Annotated in this window: 1 protein-coding gene; it reads left to right on the top strand. The window is 46.8% G+C overall.

The window, feature by feature from the left end; genetic code table 11:
• Positions 1-389 (top strand): DUF1542 domain-containing protein (locus tag N8M95_RS09200; protein WP_261047714.1); only part of this gene is annotated, 389 nt, incomplete at both ends.

The following is a 389-nucleotide window of genomic DNA, read 5'->3' as shown; positions in this document are numbered from 1 at the left end:
CAAGCTAAAAACGCTGGGGCAACATCAGTAGATTCGGTGACTCCAACGCCGGTAGTCAAACCAGCTGCAAAACAAGCAATTGATGACGCATTGAAAGCTAAGAACGACGCGATTGATGCCAACAATGACTTAACAGACGAAGAAAAAACTGCGGCGAAAGCTGATGCAAAAGCCAAATCTGACGCAGCGAAGCAAGCAATCGACAAGGCGACAACAAATGATGCAGTAACGCAAGCTAAAAACGACGGAGCAACATCAGTAGATTCGGTGACTCCAACTCCGGTAGCCAAACCAGCAGCTAAGAAAGCCATCGATGACGCATTGAAAGCTAAGAACGACGCGATTGATGCCAACAATGACTTAACAGACGAAGAAAAAACTGCGGCGAA

It is taken from the genome of Streptococcus mitis, from assembly GCF_946190325.1.
Classification (GTDB): Bacteria; Bacillota; Bacilli; order Lactobacillales; family Streptococcaceae; genus Streptococcus; species Streptococcus mitis_CF.
Note: the sequence above shows the minus strand (reverse complement) of the source record. Positions and strands in the feature narration are given on the sequence as shown.